Below are 25,498 nucleotides of genomic sequence, written 5' to 3' on the forward strand. Positions count from 1 at the left end.
TATCATATTGTTTTTATTAAAAATTCATAAAAAAATCAATAAAAAAATTTTTGTTAATAAAATATGTTTTTGATTTCTAATTTTAATAAAATATGTATCCGCAATTTTTAATGTGTTTGAATTTATAATAAATAAAAATTTAATTTTTTATCAAATTTTTACCTTTTTCAAATTTAGCAAAGACAATGGCGCCTGCTGCAGCCATTGAAAAGGCCATTAATGTTCCTATGATTGGAATATAACACCATATACCTAGCCCAATACATAATCCCCAATTACGAATGCCAAATAAAACTCTTTTACGCAAGGGCATGTTCATTAATAGCAATGTTCTATCTATATTGTTCCATCCTAAATACCAAATTCCTACTATAAAAACGATAGGGGCAAAAATTTGAACAAAAAATGATAAAACAAATAAGCAGAAAATGACAACTGCTTTTGTTACTTCAGAAATAATGCTATCGATAAAATCCATAAATTTTTGTTTAGGAGTTTTATTTCCTGAAGTTTTTTCATAGGCATTTTGAGCAATAATATCGTAAATTGGGCTAGCAACGGCATTTACAAAAGCAGTTCCAAAAATTCCATATAATAAAAATCCTATTATCCATATTATAATTTCGATAAATACAGTGTTAAATAGAGGTGCTAAGAAAGTTCCATCCCATTTTAGTGCTAAAGAGTGAAAGAGAGGTATAATCCATTTTGCGATAACGATATTTCTAACTATCCAAAAATAGATTATGAGGTTCAAGATATGAGGAGCAGTGCCTAATAGAAGCATGCCTTTATTACGAAGGAAAAATCTGACAGAATAAATAGGGGATTTCATCCCTAAAAATATTTGCTGAAATGGTTCAATGGACATACTGCCCTCCTTTACAAGGGTAGAATAATGTTACTAACGGAGACTCTCAATGGTATCTTCAACGGATATAAGGAATAAAGATTCTTTTAACGGTGCTTTGCCAAATAATAGTGCAGAAGATCGAGAGTACCTAAAAGAATATATTCATATTCTTCTTTTGGGTATTACATTTTGTGTTTTCGTTTCCATTATTACTTATAATCCTTCGGATCCGAGTTCATTTAATATCAATTCAAAATCTTTGAATAATATTTCTCATGTATCAAATACGTTTGGAATTTTAGGTGCCTCAATCGCAGATTGGTGTTTTCAGGTTTGTGGCTTAGGCTCTATGGTTTTTTCAATGGTATTTATTGTTCAGTTATTAAATACTTTGAGAAGGCCAAGGCAACGTAGCCGCTTTGGTTTAAGAGTTTTTGGTTATCCTCAACTTATACTATGTTATTTAGGCTTAATGTCTCTTATTTCTCCAGAAATTCATTTTCGTGGAGTTGATATTTATACTGGTGGTATTATTGGTCATTTGGTTTCTCATTTTTTTATCACTTTTATTGGTAAAACAGGATCAATTATTGTTTTATCCATTGTAGGTTTAGCAAGTTTAACATTGTCATTAGGTATAAGACCATTAACAACTTTATCTTATTTGTTATCTTTATTTCCAAATAAAGTAACGAAAAAAATTGTTGGTGCTATTGAAGAACAGGCTAATGAAAAAGATACTCAATCAACCTACATTCAGGAAGATATATTTAAGCAAAATAAAGAAGAAAAAAAGTCTTTAATTGAAGAGAAAAAACCGGTATTTAATTATGCTGTAGAAGAAATTCAAGCAGCGCCTCCAACAAATTCTTTTTCTAATGATATTACATTTGCTAATGTTTCGCCAAAAGTTGCATTTTTAATCAATAAAAAAGATTTTGATTCTTTGTTATCAAAACTTGAATATCATAAAATTAATGGTCAAAAGAAAAATCCTGAAATTGAAAATCAAAAATTACGAGCAGAAGCAAGACTTATTGAAGATAAATTATCTACATTTGGCGTTAAAGGTTCTGTAATCAAAAGCCAAAATGGACCTGTCATAAATTTACATGAATTTGAACCCGCTTCTGGAATTAAAGTTAATAAAGTTCTTTCTTTACAAGATGATCTTACTTTAGCATTAAAAGCTCAAAGTGTTTTAATTGGATTACAACCAGGAAAAAGTTCATTAGGAATTGAACTTCCAGCTTCAACTCGTGAAACTGTTTCTTTAAGAGAAATTATGGAATCTCCGTTGTTTCAAAACCCAAATATTCCTCTTTCTGTTGCTTTAGGAAAAAATGTGGATGGCTCGCATTTAATCACTGATTTATCAACAATGCCACATTTGCTTGTTGCAGGTTCAACAGGTTCAGGGAAAAGTGTTTGTATAAATGTTATGTTATTAAGTTTAATGATGAGCAAAACGCCTAGACAACTTCGATTATTATTAGTTGATCCAAAAATGTTAGAACTCTCCGTCTATGACGGTATTGGTCATTTATTAATGCCTGTTGTTACTGAGCCAGATAAAGCGGCTGGAGCATTAAAATGGGCAATTGAAGAAATGGAACGTCGATATAGGTTAATGAAAAATTATCAGGTAAGAAATATTTTAGCCTATAATAATGCGGTTACTAATGGAGAAATTAAACAATCAGATCCTAAACAACAAAAATTAGATTTGTTACCTTATATTGTTGTTGTGGTGGATGAATTAAGTGATCTTATGATGACCTCTCCAAAAGATGTTGAAGATAGTATTCAGCGTTTAGCTCAAAAAGCTAGAGCGGCGGGTATTCATTTAATATTAGCAACTCAAAGACCAAGTGTAGACGTATTAACTGGAGTAATAAAAGCGAATTTACCATGTAGATTGAGTTTCCAAGTAGCTTCAAGGCATGACAGTAGAACAATTATTGAAAATATTGGAGCAGAAAGATTATTAGGTAAAGGTGATATGTTATTTTTACCGCCAGGAATTAGTAAAGTTATTCGCGCACAATGTGCTTTTGTAACAGATAAAGAAATTAATTTAATGGCATCTGAATTAAAAAAACTTTATCCGCCCGTTTATGAAACACATGTAATGCAAGACATTGAAAGAGCATCACAAGACTTGATGAGACAAAAAAATGACAAAGGGAGCGAAATTAGTACACTCACTTTATCCGGTGAAAATGAGACCATTGACGAAAATACCCTTTATGAAAGAGCTGTCGATTTTGCGAGAGAGGCCGGGAATGTAAGTACATCAAGTATTCAAAGAGAATTCCGAATAGGTTACAACCGAGCTGCACGTATAATGGATAGAATGATTCTTGAAGGAATTGTTGGGCAAGCTGAGTCTTCGGGTAAACCAAGGCCAGTAATCAAACGATTTTAGAGTTCAATAACAAAAGGACTGTGGAATATGAATATGAACCAAGCCGCATACCAGAATGATAAAAATGCACTTGGTGTTACTTATGAAACTGCGGCTCTCATAGGAAGTCGACTTCGTGCCGCTCGTGAACATAAACGATTTTCGCCTTCTCAAGTTTCTGCGCGCGTCAAAATTCGTGAGCGTTATATTGAAGCTATAGAAATTGGAGATTGGGACGTCCTTCCTCCTGGCTTGAATGGTAGAGGGCTTATAAGACTTTACGCTAGAGAACTAGCCGTTGCTATTCCTGAATTTGAAGCTTTTCATCATTTACAAACGGTTATGCTTGAAAAACAGTCTGAAAGTTTAATGGCTGCTTCAAATAAAAAATCGAAATATCATCCTGCAGCAGAGGAATCCGCTGAAGTCATTCGTTCGATTTCCCGCAGCGAATTTCAAAAAGGGATAAATTTAGAAACCTCTGAATATGGTTCGTCTTCAATGCATCCAGATGAGCCTGTTCCACATATTCCAAGTTCAAAAGTATATTCAAGACCTGTTTTTTCACAAAGGACAGCGGCTTCAACTGGTAGTGCTTCTATTGTCACTCCAAATATTTATGATGTTCTAGGTCTTCAAGTTGATGAACTTAAAGTCCAAGAAATTGCTGAACCCGAATATCCTGTAGCAAAAGAGCAAAAAAATATAAGACAAAATTTACCAACAGCAGAGCCTGTAAAAAAATCAATTGTAGAAACTCATCCAGTAGTTGAAAAAGAAAAAATAAAAGTAGAAGAAAAAGTATTTCAAGAAAGTCATGTAAAAAAAGATCTTCCATTTGTTACTTCAAAAGAAGTAAAAGAAGAATCCATTATTAAAAAAAGACTTTTTGATTTAAATCCTTTGCAAATTGTTGTTTTATTATCTTTTTTAATGATTTTTGTTTTTGTTAGTTTATTTCTCTTTTCAAGAAATTCAAGTCAAACTAAAGTAACAAATTTATCTGCTAAACAACTTGAAAATGAGATTGGTGAAAGTGAAGCATTACCAAATTCAATCGTAAATTCAAATATTCCAGCTGTGTCTGAAGCTCAAAAAGCAACGGTTTATCCTCCACAAACAAAAACAGTTGCTGCAGAAACTAAGGAAGCAACTTTAACGCCTCAAGCGACAACAAGCACTATCCCAGTGTCACAAAAAACTCAGGCAATTATTGAAGTGGAACGAATAGCAAAACTAAATATAATTTCAAAAGTAAACATTACAATTGAGGCCGATGGAAAACAAATTTTTTCAGGAGTTCATTCTTCGGGAGTATTAGATATTCCTTTTAAAAATAAAGCAGAAATAAATATGTCTGACGCATCAAAGGTGAGTTTAATTTACGAAGGAGTAAATCACGGGCCTTTAGGATACGCTGGCAGAAAAAGAAAAATTGTATTAAATGCAAAAGCATATGTAGAATAACAAAAATACTTGCTCATATCCCTTTCTACTTGTTATAACCCTCCCCGACCCTAGGGAGGTTTTTTTATGTCAATGAAAATAGAATCAAATAAGAAAATAGAATCCATAGCATCTCAGTTACTTTATCATAAAAAACTTTATTATACAGGCCGTAGTATGATAAGTGATATGGAATATGATTCTTTAGAAGATCAATTAAAAAAATTATCTCCAAATCATCCCGTATTATCGTTGGTTGGTTATCAATTTGAAGACTCTGGAAAAAAAATTTCACATCATTTACCAATGTTATCTTTAGCAAAAACCTATTCAATTGAAGATTTATTCGATTTTTTAAATAAAAATCCAAGCGTTGCTATGGATAAATTAGATGGCATGGCTCTTTCTATTGAATATGATGAAAATGGTAAGTTTTTAAGAGCCTCAACAAGAGGAAACGGTAAATTAGGAGAAGATGTTACAGAGCATGTTTACTATATAACAAATATACCAAAAAAATTAAATATAGATAAAAAATGGCAAGGATTTCATTTTGAGATAAGAGGTGAAATTTATTTTCCACATTCTGAATTTCAAAACTTTCAAGACCGTTTTGATAGTTTTCGAAATGCCGTTCCTGGTACTTTAGGTCGAAAAGATGTTGAAGAGGCTGTTGATGTATTAAAAGTTTTGCATTTTTGTGTATATGATTTATTTGTATTCGATAATAAAGGCAACTATTTATCTGCAAAAGAAATTCCAAAATATTTTGATGTACCAAATAATTATCTCTCAAAGCTTAATTTGACAAAAAAAATGGGCTTTGAAGATAATATGAATTATGTTGTTGATGTGACTGATATAAAAAATATAGATGATTTAAATTTATTTATAGAAAACTGGTATAAAAAAAGTAGAGATTATCAAATTGATGGTATTGTTTTTAGATTTAAAGATGAGATTTTATGGGAAAACTTAGGAAATACAGCTCATCATCCAAGAGGAAGTCTAGCATTTAAACAAGCAGGTGAAACCGCAGAAACTGAAATTTTAGAAATTGAAGAAAATGTAGGACGTAGCGGAAAAATAACTTTCAGAGCAAAATTAAAAACAGTTGAATTATCAGGTGCAAAAATCTCATACGCAACTTTGCATAATGCTCAATTTATAGAAGAAGGTAATTACGCTGTAGGTTCTAAAGTTGAAATCATTCGCAGTGGTGAAGTAATACCAGCTATTATTCGCTTAATTGAGCCTTCTAAACAATCTTTTATATTACCTAAAAATTGTAAATGCGGATATCCTTTGACGCGTCAAGGTCCCGATTTAATGTGTTTAGATAATCCTTCTTGTAATTACAAAGATCAAGAAAGTCTTGTATATTTTATTTCCTCTTTAGATATTATGGGGGTTTCTGACAAAATTGTACTAAAAATAAGAGAGGCTGGATTAGTTCAAGAGCCTGCCGATTTTTATAAATTAACAGTAGAAGATCTCATTCAAATTGAAGGTTTTGCACAAAAATCTTCAGAAAATGTTATTGCCGCTATCCAAAATTCAAAAAAAATTCCTTTAGCAAAATTTTTAACATCACTAGGTTTAAAAAGAGGTGGTGCTGTTAAATGTCAAGAAGTTGCTAAAAAATGTATTCATCTTAAAAATGTTTTAAAATTAAAAGTAGAAGATCTTTTAGAAGAAAAAGGTTGGGCCCAAAAATCTGCAGAAGATTTTGTCGAATCATTAAAATTGAAAGAAAAAATAATTCAAAATTTATTACATTATGTTGAAGTTATTGATGATGAATCTGGTGCTTTGATACAAAGTCAAAGTGATCATCCCTATTTTGGTAAAAATATTTGTATAACAGGATCCCTTTCAAGGCCAAGAGAAGAGTACAAAAAAATATTGGATACTGTCGGGGCAAAACTCGTTTCCGCAGTGAGCTCAAAAACAGATTTATTAGTTTGTAACGAAGCTAGTTCTTCGTCAAAATATAAAGATGCAATAAAACATAATGTAAAAATAGTAAATGAAGAGGAGTTTTCTTCATTACTTTAAAGCAAGAAACTTATTTCTTGCTTTAAATAATTTTCTTTCTTTTAAAAAATCAGAAAATATCCATAATATAATTAAAATAGTATTTAGATAAATTAATCCTTCTAATGTGAAAATAGGGTTGTTTTTATCAAATGGATTTTTTTTTGAATTATCAATACTAAAAGTGAAAGCTATTTTTTTTAGAATGTATAAAGAAAAGTCTAACAAATAAATAATATAAGGATAAAATACAAAATGAATTGGAATAAATATGGCGAGTAAAGATAAAGGAGTTATTAAAAAACAAACAATTGGCAATGCTAAAATATTTGCAGAGCATGAATTTATTAAATCAATATTTGTAAAAGGATAAAGAATAATTCCAGTAAAAAAAGATGTTAATATAGTATTACATATTGCTTTAAATATTTTTAAATTTGAAATTAAAAAATTTGTTATATAACTTGAAATTTCTAATATTATGGCACCAATTGCAGAAAGTAAAAAAGAAAAATTAATAAAAACATTTCCAAATGAAAATGAAATAAGAAAAAGTACGAAAATTTTATGAAATATTTTTGAGGTTATAAATGGAAACAGTTTAAAAAAAATGAGATATTGACTTTGAATAAATTTTATTGATTGAAAATAACTCAATGCAGAAACTCTTACAAGAGCTCCCGTCCAGCCAAAAAGAGAGCATATTATTAATGAAATAAATAATGATAAATATATTTTAAAATTATTTATAAAATTCATTAGTTTATTTGGGTTTATATATTTATAAAGGACATAAAATAAAATATAAGAAAAAATTTTGCTTATGCCATTTGCTAGAGGAACAACTTGGCCACCTGAAATTGCTAAAAGATGAATTAAGCCCGAATTTTGAAATGCTTTTGCTTCCGAAAAAGTTAATTTTCTTAAGTTTCCTAAAAAATTTAATGCAAGGTTTGATTCTTGCATTTGTGCAGATGTGATTTTTGCCTTTTGTTCTACCCAATTTGAATAATCAAAAAACTGTTTAAAAATACCATTATTTTTTATTTCTTCTGGAAAATCGTTTAATAATATTATTAGCACAGTATATAGAATTATAGAGAAAAATATATTTTTGTATAAAAAATAGTTTAAATGACTCATTTTTAGCCCTACTCATTCTCTTTCATTAGAGGGGCTATAATTATACCTGACTCAAAAAGATGACTTGAGATGTATGATATTTGTTCAATTTGTATTAAAATGAAGTCATATCTTGTGTTGAAATGATTTTAGAATAATTTCAATACAATAGTCTTGACGTATGTTTTTATTTTTGCAAATTATAGATTGCTGTCGCCATAGCTCAGTTGTATAGAGCACTTCTTTCCTAAAGAAGGGGTCGTAGGTTAGAGTCCTACTGGTGACGCCACTTTCTTGAAAGTTCTCTATTACCTGTATTTATGAGACACTAAAAATTTAATTATAATTTTACAATCTATTTTGTAAGTTTTCATTAATATAACAGGATAAATAATGCGCTCTTTTCCATACAAAATTATTGATTTAACCCATACATTAGATGAAAATATTCCACATTGGGATGAAGGATGTGGATTCAAACAAGATAATATAATTGATTATGTTGATTGTAATACAGAAGTTCAATTTCGAGTCCAGCAAATAATAATGCAAGCTGGTATTGGAACGCATATTGATGCACCTGCTCACTGCATTCCAGATGGAATTTATATTAGCGAAATTTCCTTACAAGATCTTATCGCACCATGTGTAGTTATTGATGTATCTATGTTTGCTCATTCAAAATATACTGTTTCTTTAAATGATGTTAAATCATTCGAGCAAATAAACACTCCCATTAATTCAAATAGCTTTGTATTTTTTAGAACGGGCTGGGAAAAATATTGGGGTACACCTGAGCAATATCGCAATCATTATTTATTTCCATCAATTTCTAAAGATGTAGCGGAATATCTTTTAGAAAGAGGAATAAAAGGAATAGGTATAGACACACTTTCTCCTGATAGACCTGACGATGGATTTCCTGTCCATAAAATACTTCTAGGTAACGGAAAATATATTATTGAAAATGTTGCTAATTTAAAAAATATGCCAATTATCGGAGGTTTTATTTGCGCGCTCCCATTAAAAACAAAGGGAGGAACAGAAGCGCCCGTAAGATTAGTTGGTTTTAAAAGTTAGAAAATTTATATTAATACGTTTTAATTCAAGTTTTAGAAAATTAAAAAAAATTGACCATTAGTTAAATATAGTTTAAGATAATTAGTGTTTACTATATGTTAAGTTAATTTTCAAAATATATATGTAAGACTTATTTTTATTTTAGGAGATTAAACTAAATGTTTTTTAGTCATTATTCTGAAATTGAAGATTTTTTAGATAAGCTAAATAATACGCCCGCTGTTTACTCCTACCAAACCACAAATCAAGAATCTGTAATTGCATTATGTAGTGATTTTAATAATTTGGAGAACGATGGTATCCATTTATCTTCCGATTTTACGCATGCAAAGGTAAAAATTATGAACAAGGATAGTTCTAGTGAATCTTCAGAGAGAGACCAAATTTCATAGCATAATGCCCAGTTCTCAAAATTTTTCTACTCAATCATCAACTCGAAAAGAAGATATTGTATTATCAAATTCAAATAACGCAAAAAGTTTTCTTCCAAATCCTGATGATACACGAGCTTATCAAGAATTGTACCCAGGTTTCATTGAAAAAATGATCGTTGCATTTGAAATGGAATCAGAGCACAGGCGTAATTTAGAAAAAGAAACAGCCCAACATAAAAAGATGATGAGCGAAAAATTAGTTGAATCTCAATTAATAAATCAAAAGAAAAGTATTGAAATTGAAGTTAAAGAACAAAGACATCAACATATAAAGTTTTATATTGCACTTTTAGTTGGTTTGATTGTTTTTTTTAGTTCTTATTGGATTAAAATCGAAAATAAATTTGCTTTTATAGGATTGTATATTTTGTTAGCTGTTATAGGAATATCTCCTAAAAACTTCTTTTTTAAAAAAGATAAAATTGAACCAATTAACAATAATAAAAGTCCTATATAATTTTAAGTATTTTTATCGAGATCTTCCTTGGCGCTACTTTCATCAAATATTTCATTACACTTGCGGCATTTATATTTAATTTTAACTGGTCTTGTAGTAATTCCAAAGGTAACAAGAAACCAACCTATTCCAGAATATTCCGCCTGTGGGGTAACTAAATGATGGTTTCGGTCAAATCCATCACGACATTTTTTTAAATTCAGTTTATCAAAATTCGTATTTGCTTGAATATCGTTCATTTTAATATCCCTTAATTATTGATCTTATAAAAGCAGTTTGTCTAAAAATTTGAATAGCAAAAACTTCTAACAATAAAAAATTCATATATTATAATGACCATAAATTACAAGAATATTTAATCAGATTCTTATATTTATATTGTTAAAATTTTCTTAATAATAAAAATCTAAGACACTAGTTAACGAATATTTTTATAAAAACAAATGAATTAAGTCAAAAATATGACTCTATCTTAATAGAACTTATTTAAGTAGGATTCATTTTCACCATTATAAAAACATACATTATTAGGGAGTTCACATGATAGCAGTTGATATGCCTCCACAAGCCGTTGAAGTAGCACCTTATGCACATGAGTCCGTAGTCATTTCATCCAATAAATTTATGGTTCCTTTTGCTGATACATTCAGAACTGTTTTACAAGTAAACAATCAAACTGGATATAAAGTTTTTATTACATCTTCTATTGATGACTGGCATCAATGGAATGGTGGTGCAAAACCAAATATAAACTTTAATGGTGTGACAATTGCGGGTTCAAATTATTTAAAAAGAAATGAAGATATGAACTCCACTGCAACAAATGCAAAGTTCACTATGAATTTTAAATTTACAGCAGCAAGTGGTGATGAAGAATTTGGTATGAGAGTTGATCAAGCAGATGTATTTAAAACAGATTATACTTATAAATACTATCCAACTTTCCCATTAGGAACAATGGATGTGACTGGTTACTACCAAGTTGATCAAAAAGTAATGGGAAATGCAAATATCTTTACAATATCTCATAATCAATAATGAGAAGAACTAAACCGCTTTATTTTGATGAATTTTTTTAGGATTCAAAATAGAGTGGTTATTGTTCAGATTTTCAATTGGGTTTTCCAATGAATTAACTTTTGTATTTGGTCTTACGGGTAATTTAATATTTTTAACTTGTCTAAAAGCTTTTAATATTGAAATCATTATCCAAGTTTGATCAAATTGCCACCATTCCCAGCCATGACGTGCAGCACGGGGTTGAGCGTGGTGATTATTATGCCATCCTTCACCAAAGGCAAGGATACCAACCCACCAGTTATTTCTGGAATCGTCATTTGTATTATTAGGACGGGAACCCCATTTATGTGTTGCAGAGTTCACAAACCAAGTAACATGATAACCTGATACAAGTCTTACAAAGACACCCCAGACTGTAAAGCTAATAGCGCTATACCAATCGAATCCGGGTGCAGAACCTAATACTCCGCCAAGAGCCATGATTGAAAAACCAACAACAATTTGTATTAAAATCATGTTATTTTCTAAAAATTGATAAAATTTATTTTTAGCAATATCAGGGCAATAATGAGATACTTCTTCTATGGAGTTTAAATCAGCTCTTCTGTTAAAAATAAATCCAATATGAGAATGCCAAAAACCTTTGTTCATATCGTGCGGATCTTCAGGTTTATCAGAATAAGCGTGGTGCACTCTGTGTTGCCCTATCCAAGAAATGGGTCCTCCCTGGCAGGCTAAAGTACCGCAAAATGCGGCAAAATATTCTATAGGTTTTGTTGCTTGAAAGCCTTTATGAGCTAATAATCTATGAAATCCAAAAGTAATTCCAACCATACCAGCAAGATAATGCATTACTAGGAAAACGATAAAGGCTTGCCATGTGAAAAAGAACCAGCACAAGGATAGGGCAATGACATGCACACCAGTAATCCAAATAAAATTGCGCCAGTTAAACTTAACTATATTGGAAGATTCTCTTAACTTCATAATAACCTCTAATAAATAGACAAGAAATCTTAATCCATCCTCATTTAACGGTTATTTTACTTCTTAGTGAAGGTAGAGAACGTAAAAGAAATGTAAATGGTGTATCTGTTTAATAATACTAATATAAATACTTTAAAATACTTAATGTTCAGGTGTCTAGAATTTATATTAATGATATTAATATTTTATGTATAAATTAATAATATTGAATGGTTACAATGATTTGCTTAAAATATTATAGATGGACTCATTTGGTTTTTTAAAATAATCTATTCCATTTATTTTAGTTTGTTTTATAATTCTGTCATCATCATTTATGATAAATAATTCATTGTTATTTAAAATTGTAATACCTTCAGCTTTGTTATTAAATTTTAAAGGAATATTTTTGCTGTCATGAACTAAAATTGGATCGTTATTTTTATAAAGCCTTTCTAAATCTATAGTCCAAAGGTAAGCACCTATTATATTTTCATGCTCAAAACTACTCAGAATAAATAATTTATCATTAAATTTATTCCAAGCTAAACCAGATATTCCAACTTTTTCATTTATATATTTATTTGTATTTTTAAAATTATAAATTAATTTAAAATCGTTTTTTAAAAAATATTTAGAATCTTTATAAATTAAACTAGCTAAAATAATTTTAAACGAATATTCAAAATTTTTATAAGAATCTCCTTCTTCTCTTATCCCAAATAAAATTTTATTGTCTGGAATAATTGTTAAGCCTTCAACTTTAAAATATTTAGAATTATTTAATTCTTTTTGTAAATATTTTTTTATGTCTCTTGTTTCTTTTTCGTTTTCAATAACAGATAAAAATTCTACATTATTTGGAAATTCAGGTTGCCAATATAATATTGAATTATATTCATAATTAGAATCATCTCTGTCAAAGCTTGTTGTGGCAAAAATATATTTATTATCTAGTGTTACAGTTAAATCTTCAAATTTTTTTGTAAAAATAAACTTGGAATTTTTATAATAAGTTATGTTATTAATATCTGTAAAATTGTTATTATTAAATGGAATTGAAAATATTGGGGATACATTATTGTCGTAAATTGATTTATCGTTCGCAAAAAAAAGATTGTTATTATTAAAAACAACTGCAGATAATTCGCATGAAGCTAATATTTCATTCTCTTTATTGTTTTTAACAAATATTGTCTTTTTTCCTTCTTCAAAGCAATTTATTATCCCCGTATTTTTTATAATATATTGTTCTTTTTCATTGGGCTTTAAAGTATTATTTAAGCCCAAATAAAATTTACCTTTTCCACTTGAACAGGAGCTAAATATAAATAAAAATAGTAAAATAAATAATAAAATTTTCACATGAAACCTTTGATAAAAAAAAATATAGCATTCATTAGAAATAATAAATTATTACTAATAAAAAGTCAAATTTACATTTTTTTTGAAATACTATTTTCTACTTTTTAAGGTTTTTTAATACTTTCATTATAAATATCTTTAGCATTTAGATTGTGTTTTTGAGCAATATTTTTACATGCTAATTTTAATTGCATTCCTTGTTGTACTAAAATTAAAGCTTCTATTGCTGCATCTTGTAATGATATTTCTTTTTTTTCTTCTGCTAAAATATTAACACAAATTGCAAATTCGCCTTGAATCTCATTTTGATTTGAAAAATAATTTAAAACATTTTTTATATTGCCTGTTTTGTGTTCTTCAAATTTTTTAGAAATTTCTCTAGAGACACAAATAAAAATTTCTTGATCTAAAAAAAATTCATTTAAATTTTTCAAACTATTAATTAATCTTTTTGGGCTTTCAAAAAATACGGCAATGCAAGGTGAAATCGCTTTCCACCTATTGAATTCTTCAAATTGTTCTTTTTGAGTACGTCCTAAAAAGCCAGAAAAAATACTTCTTGGCTGAATAAACCCACAAGCCGCTAATGCTGAAGACATACTACTTGGACCAGGAATACTCTGAATTAAAATTCCATGTTTATGAGCTTCGGCAATTAATAAAGAGCCTGGATCAGATATACAGGGAGTTCCTGCATCGGTAATAATTGCGGCGCATTTGTTAGGTGAATTTAAAAGTTTTTCAATAAGGTAACTTGATTTATTTTTTTCATTATGTACATGTAAACTTTCTAATTGAGATTTTATACCAAAATGGCTTAATAAGTTTCCCGAATGTCTAGTGTCTTCACATGCTATAAAGCTTACGTGAGATAGAATCTCTTTTGCTCTTGGAGAAAAATCGCCTAATGTACCTATGGGTGTTGCAACTATATAAAGTGTACCAGTAGTCATTCTATTCCTTTGGGGTATTCAAATACTTCTGCAAAAAATTTTCCTTTATCATCTTTTTTAATTTTTCCAATTGGATTTTGGCTGTCATGGGTAAAAAATAATTTTGCATTTTTTGTGATTAAATCTTCAAGAAAATTTTTCTTTTCATCAATTACTAATTCTGGAAAACGGTCATAACCCATAGAAATGGGAATATGCATCCAAGCGAATCCCGGAATTAAATCACTTGCAAAAACAAGTGGTCCGTCTTTTAAAGATATTTCTCCTAACATAAGTCCCGGGGTATGACCATTAGAAAATCTAAAGGTTATAAAGGGAGATAAATCACTTATTCCATTATTTTCAACTAAAATCAACCGACCCGATTTTTCTAGTAAATTATTTAATAAAGGAACAAATGAAGCTTTATCTCTTGGATGTGGATTTATTGCTCTCTCCCAGTGCTCTTTGCCAACATAAAATTTTGCTTTTGGAAATAAAAGTTTTGTCTCTCCTTGGCCATAAGGAGTTAAAATTCCACCAGCATGATCAAAATGCAAATGAGAAAGAATAACAGCATCAATATCTTCATGACTTAAATTTACTTTTTGTAAACTTTGCAACAAAATATGTTCTGTTTCAACAATTCCATACCTATCTTTAAGTTTTGGTTCAAAAAAAGCTCCTACTCCAGCTTCAAAAAGAAAGTTTTTTCCATCCTTATTTTTAACTAAAAGTGATCTACATGCTAAAGGAATTCTATTTAAATTATCTGATTGAATCCAAGACTCCCACATTGCTTTTGGCGCATTTCCAAACATAGCGCCACCATCAAGCATTTGAGTGTTACCTTCAAGAGAAATTATTTCCATTATAAGAGCTCCATTTTATAGTTTAGTTGGATCTTCTGAATTATCTATATAAGGGTCTATACTTTCTAAATATGGTGCTATTGATTTCACATTTATTTCAGATTGAATAATTACCCATTTACCATTTTTTTGAATATAAGGTCCAGGTAATGGAATTAAACCTCTTGGTAGTAAAAAATTACCAAAAGAAACGGCTTTTGTAATAAATATTTTAATTGTATTTAATGCCTCCGGATTAACTTCTTTTCCTTGTTTAATAAATAAATCCCCAGTTGGGGCATAAAGTCTTATTTTAGGAATTAATTTATCACCATCGGTATCTAAAGTTAATGAAGCATTTTCAGAATAAGATGTTAAAGTATTAATTGTTTTTTCAATTTCAGAAAACATAATGTCTCCAGCGGGAGAAGAAAAATAATCGGAAAGAACGGACGATTTTTTACGAATTCTATCTGAAAAATCAATTAATTTATTTTGAGTCTGAATCATGTCAAATAAGAAAGAAATACTTGAAAAGTTTTTAAGAGAGTCTGTTGGTAATAAAAAATCTGCTCCCGAAGAAGAAACTGTGGTTAAAATATTGTTTAAATTATTTTCTTTTTTATCAGAGCTAATAATGGAAACAAAATTTTTTTGATTTGAAAATATAAATGTTTGACCTTTAATAGACCAATACATGTCAAGTTTAATATTAAAATTATTATTTAATAAAGATAAAACACTTTCTAAGTTTTTTCTAAAATTATTTCTTTGAAAACTAAATCGGCCACAAAAATCCCAAGGGTTTATTTTTTGAGAACAAATTGAGTTTAAAAACTCAATAGGATCGCTAATAGATAATATAACTTGTGAATGATTAATTTTATTTTCTTCATCAAATTCTAATGATTCTATTGATAATTCAATTGCATGATTGCCAAGAAAATTTTGAATAGAAAGTGGAACATTTTTTAAAACTAAACTTTTTAAAGTATCTGAAGATAAATGCAGGCTCTTTTTTATGTTTGGCTCTATTGCTAGTAATATAGAGTCTTTAATTGATAATTGCAATTGAGTAGCACCACCAATTAAAAACGTTTTTCCATTCCATATTTCTTCTATAAGTGATGTTAAAGGTTTTGCAAAAGGACTTCCATCAGATTCTATAACTTTGTCTTCATTGTGATTAAGTGCTTCAATATCATTTATGTTAAGAATTTCATCATTTGATTGATTACCTGTAGGTGTAGGGTCAAAAAATTCATTTTCATCTAAGGATTCTGAAGTAGATAAAAAATCATTCAGAATATTGTCTAAAGAAGTTATTATTTTTTCACTAAATTGAGGGTATATATCAAGAATAAAAAAGCCGCGAGCGCCAATTTCACCAATAGGAGGTACAGGTTGTTGAGTACGAGGGTTATTTTCAAGTCCAATATTTTTTGAAAATTGATAAAGCTGCCTATCTGTATTTACAGTGTAATTAAAAGCTACTGCAAAAGTAGGTTTTCCAACTTTTTGAGCAATATGAGAAAGTGTTGGTGTATTTGATTTTAAATTCAAATATAAATAAGTAAATATAGCGGTAATAATAAATAATATTAATGTAACAAACAATATAAGAATTTTAAGAAGTTTCGCATTTTTTTTCATACCGTTTTTTTATTTCCTAAACTTAATTAACGAAACAATTCAAATAATTTTCTTGCCGCATCCATTCTTCTTGCTTCTTCTGAATTAGGATCTGTTTGTTCATGGATGATAAGCTGTTGTGGAATGGCGGATAAAAATCGTGATGGTTTGGGCTCCAAATCTTTTCCTGACGCTCTCCCTTTTTTTCGAAAACCACAATGAGAAATAAAAAGTCTATATTTTGCTCTAGTAATAGCGACATAAAAGAGGCGCCTTTCTTCTTGAATTCCAGATTCAAGAGCCAAACTTTTTTCATGGGGAAGAATACCATCTTCAACGCCAATTAGAAATACATAAGGAAACTCTAAACCTTTTGAAGAATGTATTGTCATGATCTGTACTTTATTCTTAGTTTCCTGAGCAATATCAAATCTTGCTTTATCTAAATGAAGTGCATCTACGACAGATTGAATTGATTCTTCTGGTAATTCAAGTTTTTCAATCACATTAAAAACTCTTTCAACAATATCAATTCGAAATTGTGCATTTTGCATATTGGCAGAAGACATAAGAATGTCTTTTTTTAGACCAATGTTTTCATAACAATCTCTTAGAGTAGAAGAAATATCAACTTTTAAAGTAGAATTTTTTAATTTTTCACCATATTGGTTCCAATTTTTAAGAAATTCTGCAATGCCTTTGTGTTCATAAGAAAGTTCTTTAAGGGCTACAAAAATGTCTGAAGTTGGATTTTTTGTTTTGTTTAAAAAATGTATTTCCTTAATTTTTTCAAGAGTAGCTATTCCAATTCCTCTTGCTGGTAAATTTATTATTCGGAAAAGACTATTCATATCATTTGAATTATGAGCAAATTTTAAATAGGAAAAGAGATCTCTAACTTCTTTTCTATCAAAAAATTGAGTTCCTCCATGAATCGTATAGGGAATATTTTTCTCAATAAATACTTGTTCAAGAGGAATTGTTTGGCTATTTGAACGAACAAGTATAGCAATGTTATCAAAATTTAGTTTTCCAGATTCTCTTTTCAAAGATAATATTTTATCAACAACAAATAAACTTTCATCTCTTTCATTTTCGCAAGCATGAATGACGATAGGATGTAAATTAGCTTGTTCACTCCAAAGTTCTTTTCCTAATCTTTCTGTATTTTCTCTAATAACACTGTTTGCTGCATTTAAAATGTTAGGTGTGCATCTATAGTTTTGCTCCAATGTTACTTTATTTGCATCGGGGAAATGTTTTAAAAAATCTGAAATAATTGAAGGTCTAGCTCCTCTCCAAGAATAAATGCTCTGATCGTCATCTCCCACAACACAAACATTTTTTGTTTTTGAAGATAACATACAAATAAGTTGAAATTGGCTGAAACTAGTGTCTTGATATTCATCTACCATTAAAAATGAAAAAGTATCTTGAATTTTGTTCAATAACTCAGGATTTTTTTTAAATCCCAATACTGTTAAATAAACAATATCATCAAAATCTACTAAATTAAATAAACGTAATCTTCTATTATATGAATTAAATAATTTACAAATAATTTTTCCGTCAAAAACGTTTTTTTGTTTTTTGAAATCTTCTTCAGTAAATAAATTGTCTTTATAATAAGATATTTTTTGAGAGGCATCTTGCAAAGATAAAATTTCTTCTAAATGGAATTCTTTTATAGATTCTCTTAATAAATTTAGACTTTCATTTTCATCGGAGATAGAAAAATTTCTTTGTAATGAAAATTCTTTATGATATTGTCTTAATAATTTTAGTGCAAAAGAGTGAAATGTTGAAAGTTCTACTTTTTTTGCAGTTTTTTCACCAATTATATTAGATAATCTGGATTGCATTTCTCTTGCCGCTTTATTTGTGAAGCTAACGGCAACTATACTTTCTGGGCGAATTCCAGAATGAATCATCCATGCAATTCTTGAAGTAATTACTTTTGTTTTTCCAGTACCAGCTCCTGCAAGCACTAGTTGTGCTCCATAAGATGAAGTAACAGCTTTAAGTTGTTCTTTATTTAATGCATTTATAATATTATTTGGCATAATTTTTTATTTTTCATTTCTTTTAACTTTTAAATATTAAAAATAAAAGTTCATTTCCATAAGTACTAACAGCAAAGGCTCCGAAAGCTAAAAAAGGTCCAAATGGGATGGCTGCTGAAATTCCTTTTTTTGAATAAATACCCCAAAAAATACCTATAATTGCGCCCAAAATACTTGCATAAAAAAGAGTAAAAATAACTCCTTTCCATCCAAGAACAGCGCCTATAAATCCTAGATATTTTACATCACCCATTCCCATACCATTGCGATGTCTAATTAGTTCATAAAGTTTAGAAATAATAAATAAGCCCCCAGCTCCTGTTATTATACCAATAATGCTTCCAGACCAGCCCATTTCAGGGTTTAAACAGCTAATTAAAAATCCAATAATTATTCCAGGAAGAACAATTTTATCGGGAAGAATTCTGTGTTTAAGGTCAATTAAAGATAATGGGATTCCTGTATAAATTATCCATAATGAGACAAAAAATGGTACATAATTTGTAAAATGAAATTTGCCATAGTGATATGATTGTATACTTAAAAACCCAGGCAAGGATTCTAAAACTATTTGTGGAGTTAAAAATTTAAAAAATATAATAACAGTTAAAATTCCTGTTAGTAGTTCAATAATAGGGTATTGAATTGAAATTTTAGCATCACAGTTTGAGCATTTACCATTTGTAAAAAAGAATCCTAAAACAGGAATTAAAGCAGTATTTGAAATCGTTTTTTTACAGCTTGTGCATGAACTTCTTGGATAAATAATAGACATACCTATTGGTATTCTATAGGCAACTACGTTTAAAAAGCTTCCCATCGAAACGCCAAACAAAAAAACAAACACTCCAAAAATGATATTTAGTGTACTTAATTCTACAGGCATTTATTTTTCCTTGACAAAATAAGAAAATTCAATCAACTATTCTATTCCAATAGTTTTTGCCTTTTATATTAATACAAAAGGTGGAACAATAGAATTGAACACGAGAATATTATGAAATCAATCTCAAAGAATAGAAAAGCCTGGCACGATTATTATATTGAAGAAAAGATTGAAGCCGGTCTCAGTTTAAAGGGTAGCGAAGTAAAGGTTTTGCGCGAAGGGCATGGAAGTGTTGTTGAGGGCTACGCTATGGTTCGTGATGGTCAAGCATGGTTAGTAAATGCTTATATACCAACTCTTAAAAATGCTAGTTATCTCAATCACGCCGAGCGAAGAGATAGAAGATTGCTACTGAATCGTAAAGAAATTGAAAAGTTAGATGCCTCTACAAGGCAAAAAGGATATACCCTGATTCCACTAGAGCTTTATTTTGATGACAATAATCGTGTAAAAGTAGAACTTGGATTAGCAAAAGGGAAAGCCAATCACGATAAAAGAGATTCCGAAAAAGAAAAAGACGCTAAAAAAGAAGCTCAAAGAGCTATGCGCCGATAAATTCAAGAATAAAATCTATCCTTTCTCAATTATGACGAATTAAAAAATAATCTTACAAAAAAATTAAAAAATATTTTTGTACAATAAATTAACTAGAAAAATTATTAAGTTTTATAAATATTATTTCTATAAATAAAAATTCTTAAGAAAAATAAATAAAATAATTTATCTAAATATAATTAATTTAAAATTTTCAAAAATATTTGCATTTTATATTAAATATATTAATTTTTATTTTGTGAATTGAGTGGTATTAAAAATTATCATAATTCATTTTTAATATAATTTATTCTAAATAATTAAAGGGATTCAATCTATTAAAATATTTTGAATTTATGACTTAAATTTTTAAATAAGTAAAAGAGTTTTTTTATGGCTATAAAGTTTCCATTTAAGTTATTGAAAAATGAAATCCCTAAAATATTTGAATATGTATCTAATTTTAATTATGACGTTTCTAGTATAATTAAAAATATTAATTTTGAAAATAAATCAGAAAATAATGATTTTATAGAAATTATTGATTATAAAATAAATAATGTTTTAGATATATTTTACAAATATTTAACTGAAAATAAGCCTGATCAAGAAAATATTATTTCAGGCTATAGTAGATTTATAGAAGAATATAAAGATAAACCAGTCCAAATTATTTTTGATAAAAAAAGTAATTCAAAATGTATTCTTGATAATAAAATTTCTAAACTATCATTATTAAGTTTTAAAAGTAGAATTTTATTTATTTATATTAATATTGAATATATTAAGTTTATGATTAAAGAGTTTAATATAATTTTTTATCAACATGAATATATTAAAGAATTAATTTATAAATTGGATTTAAAAGTTTACGAATATATAGTTATTGAAAGTAATAGAATTGAAAAAATATCTAAAATACATGAAGCAATAGAAGAAGCATTTGTTGAATATAAAAAATTAAGGGGCATTGATAAAGCTCTTAAAAAATTTGCAAGCTTTATTCAAAAATCAGACATTCAAACCTCTAAAGATTATTGCTTTAAAAATGATAGAGAATTATCATATTTTATAAATTATCATGAAGAATGTATTTATTTTATTTTGAATAATGAACTTTGTAGGGATTTATATAATTACAGAGGAAATTTAGGTTTTGCCAAATTATCTCAAGCTGAAAAAATACTATGCAATAAACTTGAAAATAAATTTTTTAATAAAGTTAAGATTGAAAAATGTAATTCAAATAATCTTAATGAAAATATAAAATCAGTAAATTATAAAATAACAGAATTAAAAACAAAAATATGTAAAGTAAGCAAAGATTCTTTTTTTGGATTTTTTAACAATAATTTTCCAATTTTAATTTTAGATGAAGATCTAAATATTCAAGTGAATCATGGTTTTTTTAAGGCCAATATTAAAGATGGCTCCTATAACTTTATTTCAGATAAAAGAGATGATTTCATTTATAAATTTATGAGTGAGAAAGTTTGTATTCAAGGTAAGGATTATAAAAATTTAGAAGTTTGTTTTTTTGAGATTCTATCAGTTTTTCCTGATTATTTATATAAATTTACTAAACCATTATATGACCAACAGGATTTTAAATATAAAATAGATGTTTTATTAAAAAATTTAAAATTTAACGAAAAAGAAGTTCATCAGGCATCTATACCTTACATAGGACCTTTGGAAAACTTGAGTAAGTCAGAAATAGAAAAGGCAAGTAATCAATTGCTATTTAATATGAAAACATTGGCTTCAAATTCATCTGCCTTTCAATTTTGTAATGAAATGATTAATAATTTTATTGGTTTTTTGCCAAAACAATTACAATTTCCAGTTATGAATTTAACAAATGATATTATAAGAACTTTTAATTTTGATAGTTCAGAAATTGCTAAAATTAAAAATAAAGATAATGGTCGAGAAAATAATGAAAAACATAATAAATCAAAAGGTTTAGTTCAATTTGATATACAAAAAACAATTTCTAATATAAAAAATAATCATAGTAAAATTCCGATAAAAAATTCTGAATTATTAAATGTTCCAATTTCTCAAAAATCAGAATCTTTTCTTAAATCTCAAAAAAATCCAAATATTTTTGAAGAAATTAATTTAATATTGAATAGAATAAATAAAATTTCTAACGATATTAGTTATAAAAATGAATATTTATTATTAAATACAGAAAGTTTTTCAAGAACATCTTATAAATTAGCATATAATACTTTGAATGATAATATAAACTTAAAAAATTATCAATATACTTTAAATTATTGTGAAAAAATTATTAACTATATAAGAAATAAAATAAATCTAAAAGATTTAAATATATCAGAATTAAAAATTGAAACTAGAAAAAATTATTTTAAAAATAAAAAAAATATTGAAGTATCTGATTTTAATGAGTGTATTTATATGCTATTTTACAAGATTAATTCTTTGTTATTAACTTGTGAATTAAAGAAATTTATAAATGAATACAATGACAATTATAAAAAAGAAGATCCTGAAACCAAATTAAATATTGATCTTATGGAATATAAATTTATTTCTAAATACCATAAATCAACAATTGGGAATGAACTTATTAAATTATCAATCGAACAAAAAACATCTTCCAAGCATTTTATTGAAATTTGTTATAAAATTATATTTGCTCTTGAATATAAACAACAAGTGGTAAAAAGAGATTTAAAAGAGAAATTTTATAAAGAGTCTTTGGAAAGTGTAAAAAAATTTGTAAATTCAAAAAAATTAAAAAAGCCTGAGCATTTAAGAGAATTTATTTACTTATTTATTGAAAATTATTCTGAGGATAATAATTTAGCTTAATTTTTAATCTATATTTACGTTGATTGAAAATTCTTTATCATCATCAAAACTATTTGCAGTAATTAGTTTTCCTTTATGTCTTGCAATGATTTTAATGACTGTATTTCCTTTGCCAATAAAGGAAAACTTATAAACTAAATTACCTGAAGCTCCCATTGTTATGCTTGTAGGTTTGCAGCAACTTCCCTTGCCATCAAATTTAACCATGGAATTCATATAGCGTGGTTCTAAATAATTATATGAAGTTGTACTAATGTCTCTTATAACAACTGCTATTTTATCATCTTTGTCTACCTTGACAGAAACAGTATCTTTATCTACGCCGTCAATAATGTCGTAGCCTTGGTAATCGTCTTCATTTGGTAGTACATATGTTTTAGAAGAAGAGGAGCATCCTGCTAAAATAAACGGAGTTGCTAAACATAATGTTGCAATGGATAAAATTCTTTTCATATTTTTTGCCTTTCGTTATAAAATTAAAGACCCTTAAAAAGAATATCATTAAATAAATTTATTTTAAATTATATGAATAAAAAACCACCAATGTAATTGCAAATTATTGGTGGCTTAAAAAGATTTTTTGTTTTTAACTTACACTGCAAGTTAATTTTGAGAGAGATTCTTTTCCAGTTAGCATGACAGAATCCCATGAGCGACGAGCTTCGTCTCCCTGAAATTCTTCATCATAAGTTTCAAGAAGATCTTGAATGCCATCAGCATCTTCTAATAAACTTAGAGCGTTTACAGCAGATCGGAAATAACGGGCAGCTTCATTGGGGTGCCTTTTTACTTTTAAGCAAAGACGTCCCATTTCTTCATACCATTGCGCTTTTTCTTCTGGTAAAGCGTATTCTCCGCTTTCACCTAAGAGATAGATGTAAGAATTTAAAGCACGTACATGATCACGGGCTGCAATCATTTCTGCAATTTTAGGTGAGAGAGTTTGAATTGTTTTACGGGCGCGTACTTGTTCCCTTCTCTTATCTTCCAGGCTTTCCTGGGAGTTTCTCTCAATAATACGTTCACAATAGGCTTTTAAGAGGCGTAAATCCTCTGGAAGAACTTGGTCACGTTCCGTTTCCAAAGTAGGGTTAATTTGACGAAATAAACTTAACAACTCTGGAGGTTGAACGTGTAAATAGCTTGCAAGGACTTGTATTGCCCAAGGTCTCTCGTCTGGCCATACTCTTTCAGCTCGTTCCATTTGCCTAATCAGTTCGTGCATATCCATAGCTTCTCCTTGATGGCTTTTCTTCTTATTAATAACAATACAGCAAACAACAAGCTCAAAAAACTTTCAGCAACAAATACATGCGACTTTAGTTCGCAATGGTCAAGACAATTTTTTGGCTTCATAAATATTTATGTATTAAGACTCCACGAATTTAAGTTGTATATCAACAATTTTGCCTAACAACTATGATTCAGCTGATGTCAAACAAACTCATATAGCGTTCGTAGAAAAAAAAGATATAATTTTTTTTCTAGAATTAATTATGCTTAAAAATTAATCATAATTAAAGTGTCCCATATGATACATATTTTATAAGAAATGATTCATAAATGACACAGTTTTTCCGATAATTGATAGCCAATTGGTTCAATTTGAATGAGATATCATTATTATCTCTGGTTGGCATAAATATTGCTTAGTTTATGATGTTGTTCTTTTTATCTTTTGAAAAAATTTTAGAAAAAGATAAAAAAAATACGTTTAAATAATTTTTGGAGTGACATAGATGCACACACTTTTAAATACCATTAAAAATATTAGTCAATCACCTAATTACAATTCATCTGCGAACATGACTAAAGTAATTGCTGAAAATATTTTTAAGGATCTTAGGGCTTATGGCCTTGCAGATAAAGATATAGTAGCTATCTCTTCTGAAATTTTAAATAGACTTACCGATGATCTAAAAAGTCGTAATGAGAGAAATCAAGCAGAAACCTAATTCAAAAAATTAAATTTAAAAAAAATGAAGGAGCTTGATATTTAGATTATCAAGCTCCAAAGGCAGGACAGATCATAAATCTGTTTCTTGAGGTGCAGGATAAACTTTTAGGTTATCCTGCTTTTTTGAGATGCTTATCTGTAGTTTTTTTAGCAACAACTTTTCTTGCTGTTACTTTTCTCTTAGTAGCTCTCTTTGCACGTTTTTTACGAGTTTTTGGTTTAGAAATTAAAGAGAGTTTTGATTTACGTTTTTTAGCTGTAGTTTTGCGAGTAGTTTTACGCGCAGTTTTACGTTTACCTACAGCTTTACGCCCTCCTGTTTTTCTTTTTTTAGAACCAACAGCTTTTTTTGTTGTGCGTTTAGCTTTTGTTTTTCTACCTGTAGCTTTTTTAGCAACTTTTTTTCTTTTTGTTACTTTAGCTTTAGTAGATTTTCTACGTTTTTTACCGGTAGTAAGCTTTTTAGCTTTAGAAGCACCGGCTTTCTTTCTTCTACGTACCACCATATTATTTCCTCTCCCATCATCACTGATGATGTAAATACATGCCACATAGCGTCCTCTCGACGCGAAGTTACGCAAAAAGGCGTCTCACGACGCATGTTGCTTGCGC

At 28.5% G+C, this 25,498-nt stretch carries 23 protein-coding genes and 1 tRNA gene; 11 read left to right on the forward strand and 13 right to left on the reverse strand.

Annotated features, from left to right (window positions below):
- Positions 1–139 precede the first annotated feature (139 nt).
- A complete protein-coding gene (locus GCL60_RS09365) occupies positions 140–871 on the reverse strand; it encodes an EI24 domain-containing protein (RefSeq protein ID WP_153420395.1) in 732 nt (243 codons plus the stop codon).
- A 49-nt stretch (positions 872–920) separates the two neighbouring features.
- Here GCL60_RS09365 and GCL60_RS09370 point away from each other — a divergent pair, with 49 nt between their 5' ends.
- The 3 genes from GCL60_RS09370 to ligA all read left to right on the forward strand — a co-directional run bounded on the left by GCL60_RS09370 (position 921) and on the right by ligA (position 6,764).
- Positions 921–3,281, forward strand: coding sequence for a DNA translocase FtsK (locus GCL60_RS09370; protein ID WP_153420396.1), 2,361 nt, complete (start codon positions 921–923; stop codon positions 3,279–3,281).
- Between the two features lie 27 nt (positions 3,282–3,308).
- On the forward strand, positions 3,309–4,727 hold the full coding sequence (locus GCL60_RS09375; protein WP_202614017.1) for a helix-turn-helix domain-containing protein: 1,419 nt from the start codon (positions 3,309–3,311) through the stop codon (positions 4,725–4,727).
- A 66-nt stretch (positions 4,728–4,793) separates the two neighbouring features.
- Positions 4,794–6,764, forward strand: coding sequence for an NAD-dependent DNA ligase LigA (ligA, locus tag GCL60_RS09380; protein WP_153420397.1), 1,971 nt, complete (start codon positions 4,794–4,796; stop codon positions 6,762–6,764).
- Here the strand turns inward: ligA and GCL60_RS09385 are convergent.
- Positions 6,756–7,886 carry a ComEC/Rec2 family competence protein gene (locus GCL60_RS09385; RefSeq protein ID WP_153420398.1) on the reverse strand — a complete coding sequence of 377 codons (1,131 nt, stop codon included), beginning with the start codon at positions 7,884–7,886 and terminating at the stop codon, positions 6,756–6,758. The two genes, ligA and GCL60_RS09385, sit on opposite strands and share 9 nt — an antisense overlap.
- Positions 7,887–8,077: 191 nt before the next feature.
- Here GCL60_RS09385 and GCL60_RS09390 point away from each other — a divergent pair.
- From GCL60_RS09390 to GCL60_RS09405, 4 genes are all read left to right on the forward strand, one after another.
- Positions 8,078–8,154 (forward strand) — tRNA-Arg (locus GCL60_RS09390).
- Positions 8,155–8,258: 104 nt separating this feature from the next.
- Positions 8,259–8,945 (forward strand): cyclase family protein, encoded by a 687-nt coding sequence (locus GCL60_RS09395; protein ID WP_153420399.1) that lies wholly within the window; start codon positions 8,259–8,261, stop codon positions 8,943–8,945.
- A gap of 158 nt (positions 8,946–9,103) precedes the next feature.
- Positions 9,104–9,337, forward strand: a complete 234-nt coding sequence (locus tag GCL60_RS09400) for a hypothetical protein (protein WP_153420400.1) — start codon at positions 9,104–9,106, stop codon at positions 9,335–9,337.
- Entirely contained in the window at positions 9,306–9,836 is a 531-nt protein-coding gene (locus GCL60_RS09405) for a hypothetical protein (RefSeq protein ID WP_153420401.1), read from the forward strand. Before GCL60_RS09400 ends, GCL60_RS09405 begins: the two co-directional genes overlap by 32 nt.
- Positions 9,837–9,838: 2 nt before the next feature.
- Here GCL60_RS09405 and GCL60_RS09410 read toward each other — a convergent pair whose 3' ends face one another.
- Entirely contained in the window at positions 9,839–10,075 is a 237-nt protein-coding gene (locus GCL60_RS09410; RefSeq protein WP_153420402.1) for a hypothetical protein, read from the reverse strand.
- Between the two features lie 301 nt (positions 10,076–10,376).
- On the opposite strand from GCL60_RS09410, the gene GCL60_RS09415 reads away from it, so the two are divergent.
- Positions 10,377–10,874, forward strand: coding sequence for a hypothetical protein (locus tag GCL60_RS09415; protein WP_153420403.1), 498 nt, complete (start codon positions 10,377–10,379; stop codon positions 10,872–10,874).
- 9 nt (positions 10,875–10,883) lie between these two features.
- On the opposite strand, the gene GCL60_RS09420 is transcribed toward GCL60_RS09415, so the two are convergent.
- The 7 genes from GCL60_RS09420 to GCL60_RS09450 all read right to left on the reverse strand — a co-directional run bounded on the left by GCL60_RS09420 (position 10,884) and on the right by GCL60_RS09450 (position 19,551).
- Positions 10,884–11,843, reverse strand: a complete 960-nt coding sequence (locus GCL60_RS09420) for an acyl-CoA desaturase (RefSeq protein WP_153420404.1) — start codon at positions 11,841–11,843, stop codon at positions 10,884–10,886.
- Between the two features lie 213 nt (positions 11,844–12,056).
- On the reverse strand, positions 12,057–13,187 hold the full coding sequence (locus GCL60_RS09425; RefSeq protein ID WP_161998154.1) for a hypothetical protein: 1,131 nt from the start codon (positions 13,185–13,187) through the stop codon (positions 12,057–12,059).
- Between the two features lie 104 nt (positions 13,188–13,291).
- Entirely contained in the window at positions 13,292–14,140 is an 849-nt protein-coding gene (rsmI, locus tag GCL60_RS09430; RefSeq protein ID WP_153420406.1) for a 16S rRNA (cytidine(1402)-2'-O)-methyltransferase, read from the reverse strand.
- Complete coding sequence (locus GCL60_RS09435; RefSeq protein ID WP_153420407.1) at positions 14,137–14,991, reverse strand: MBL fold metallo-hydrolase; 855 nt, start codon at positions 14,989–14,991, stop codon at positions 14,137–14,139. Before GCL60_RS09435 ends, rsmI begins: the two co-directional genes overlap by 4 nt.
- A 15-nt stretch (positions 14,992–15,006) precedes the next feature.
- Positions 15,007–16,623 carry a hypothetical protein gene (locus GCL60_RS09440; RefSeq protein ID WP_153420408.1) on the reverse strand — a complete coding sequence of 539 codons (1,617 nt, stop codon included), beginning with the start codon at positions 16,621–16,623 and terminating at the stop codon, positions 15,007–15,009.
- 26 nt (positions 16,624–16,649) lie between these two features.
- On the reverse strand, positions 16,650–18,665 hold the full coding sequence (locus GCL60_RS09445) for an ATP-dependent helicase (RefSeq protein WP_153420409.1): 2,016 nt from the start codon (positions 18,663–18,665) through the stop codon (positions 16,650–16,652).
- Between the two features lie 22 nt (positions 18,666–18,687).
- A complete protein-coding gene (locus GCL60_RS09450) occupies positions 18,688–19,551 on the reverse strand; it encodes a prepilin peptidase (RefSeq protein WP_153420410.1) in 864 nt (287 codons plus the stop codon).
- A gap of 108 nt (positions 19,552–19,659) precedes the next feature.
- On the opposite strand from GCL60_RS09450, the gene smpB reads away from it, so the two are divergent.
- Both smpB and GCL60_RS09460 read left to right on the forward strand, forming a co-directional pair.
- Positions 19,660–20,106: an SsrA-binding protein SmpB gene (gene smpB / locus GCL60_RS09455; RefSeq protein WP_272914822.1), complete on the forward strand. Its 447-nt coding sequence runs from the start codon at positions 19,660–19,662 to the stop codon at positions 20,104–20,106.
- Positions 20,107–20,478: 372 nt separating this feature from the next.
- Positions 20,479–22,929 carry a hypothetical protein gene (locus GCL60_RS09460; protein WP_153420412.1) on the forward strand — a complete coding sequence of 817 codons (2,451 nt, stop codon included), beginning with the start codon at positions 20,479–20,481 and terminating at the stop codon, positions 22,927–22,929.
- Positions 22,930–22,932: 3 nt separating this feature from the next.
- Here GCL60_RS09460 and GCL60_RS09465 read toward each other — a convergent pair whose 3' ends face one another.
- Positions 22,933–23,382 carry a hypothetical protein gene (locus tag GCL60_RS09465; protein WP_153420413.1) on the reverse strand — a complete coding sequence of 150 codons (450 nt, stop codon included), beginning with the start codon at positions 23,380–23,382 and terminating at the stop codon, positions 22,933–22,935.
- Between the two features lie 133 nt (positions 23,383–23,515).
- The gene (locus GCL60_RS09470) at positions 23,516–24,160 is read right to left on the reverse strand and encodes a hypothetical protein (RefSeq protein ID WP_153420414.1); all 645 of its coding nucleotides are present in this window, start codon (positions 24,158–24,160) and stop codon (positions 23,516–23,518) included.
- Positions 24,161–24,668: 508 nt separating this feature from the next.
- Here GCL60_RS09470 and GCL60_RS09475 point away from each other — a divergent pair.
- A complete protein-coding gene (locus GCL60_RS09475) occupies positions 24,669–24,884 on the forward strand; it encodes a hypothetical protein (protein WP_153420415.1) in 216 nt (71 codons plus the stop codon).
- 112 nt (positions 24,885–24,996) lie between these two features.
- Here GCL60_RS09475 and GCL60_RS09480 read toward each other — a convergent pair whose 3' ends face one another.
- Entirely contained in the window at positions 24,997–25,392 is a 396-nt protein-coding gene (locus tag GCL60_RS09480; protein ID WP_153420416.1) for a histidine biosynthesis protein HisIE, read from the reverse strand.
- Positions 25,393–25,498 lie beyond the last annotated feature (106 nt).

The organism is Silvanigrella paludirubra (assembly GCF_009208775.1).
Taxonomy (GTDB): Bacteria; Bdellovibrionota_B; Oligoflexia; order Silvanigrellales; family Silvanigrellaceae; genus Silvanigrella; species Silvanigrella paludirubra.

Coding starts and splice junctions, on each gene's coding strand:
- GCL60_RS09365 (WP_153420395.1), bottom strand. CDS start 871: ATGTCCATTGAACCATTTCAGCAAATATTTTTAGGGATGAAATCCCCT.
- GCL60_RS09370 (WP_153420396.1), top strand. CDS start 921: ATGGTATCTTCAACGGATATAAGGAATAAAGATTCTTTTAACGGTGCT.
- GCL60_RS09375 (WP_202614017.1), top strand. CDS start 3,309: ATGAATATGAACCAAGCCGCATACCAGAATGATAAAAATGCACTTGGT.
- ligA (WP_153420397.1), top strand. CDS start 4,794: ATGTCAATGAAAATAGAATCAAATAAGAAAATAGAATCCATAGCATCT.
- GCL60_RS09385 (WP_153420398.1), bottom strand. CDS start 7,886: ATGAGTCATTTAAACTATTTTTTATACAAAAATATATTTTTCTCTATA.
- GCL60_RS09395 (WP_153420399.1), top strand. CDS start 8,259: ATGCGCTCTTTTCCATACAAAATTATTGATTTAACCCATACATTAGAT.
- GCL60_RS09400 (WP_153420400.1), top strand. CDS start 9,104: ATGTTTTTTAGTCATTATTCTGAAATTGAAGATTTTTTAGATAAGCTA.
- GCL60_RS09410 (WP_153420402.1), bottom strand. CDS start 10,075: ATGAACGATATTCAAGCAAATACGAATTTTGATAAACTGAATTTAAAA.
- GCL60_RS09415 (WP_153420403.1), top strand. CDS start 10,377: ATGATAGCAGTTGATATGCCTCCACAAGCCGTTGAAGTAGCACCTTAT.
- GCL60_RS09420 (WP_153420404.1), bottom strand. CDS start 11,843: ATGAAGTTAAGAGAATCTTCCAATATAGTTAAGTTTAACTGGCGCAAT.
- rsmI (WP_153420406.1), bottom strand. CDS start 14,140: ATGACTACTGGTACACTTTATATAGTTGCAACACCCATAGGTACATTA.
- GCL60_RS09435 (WP_153420407.1), bottom strand. CDS start 14,991: ATGGAAATAATTTCTCTTGAAGGTAACACTCAAATGCTTGATGGTGGC.
- GCL60_RS09440 (WP_153420408.1), bottom strand. CDS start 16,623: ATGAAAAAAAATGCGAAACTTCTTAAAATTCTTATATTGTTTGTTACA.
- GCL60_RS09445 (WP_153420409.1), bottom strand. CDS start 18,665: ATGCCAAATAATATTATAAATGCATTAAATAAAGAACAACTTAAAGCT.
- GCL60_RS09450 (WP_153420410.1), bottom strand. CDS start 19,551: ATGCCTGTAGAATTAAGTACACTAAATATCATTTTTGGAGTGTTTGTT.
- GCL60_RS09460 (WP_153420412.1), top strand. CDS start 20,479: ATGGCTATAAAGTTTCCATTTAAGTTATTGAAAAATGAAATCCCTAAA.
- GCL60_RS09465 (WP_153420413.1), bottom strand. CDS start 23,382: ATGAAAAGAATTTTATCCATTGCAACATTATGTTTAGCAACTCCGTTT.
- GCL60_RS09470 (WP_153420414.1), bottom strand. CDS start 24,160: ATGGATATGCACGAACTGATTAGGCAAATGGAACGAGCTGAAAGAGTA.
- GCL60_RS09475 (WP_153420415.1), top strand. CDS start 24,669: ATGCACACACTTTTAAATACCATTAAAAATATTAGTCAATCACCTAAT.
- GCL60_RS09480 (WP_153420416.1), bottom strand. CDS start 25,392: ATGGTGGTACGTAGAAGAAAGAAAGCCGGTGCTTCTAAAGCTAAAAAG.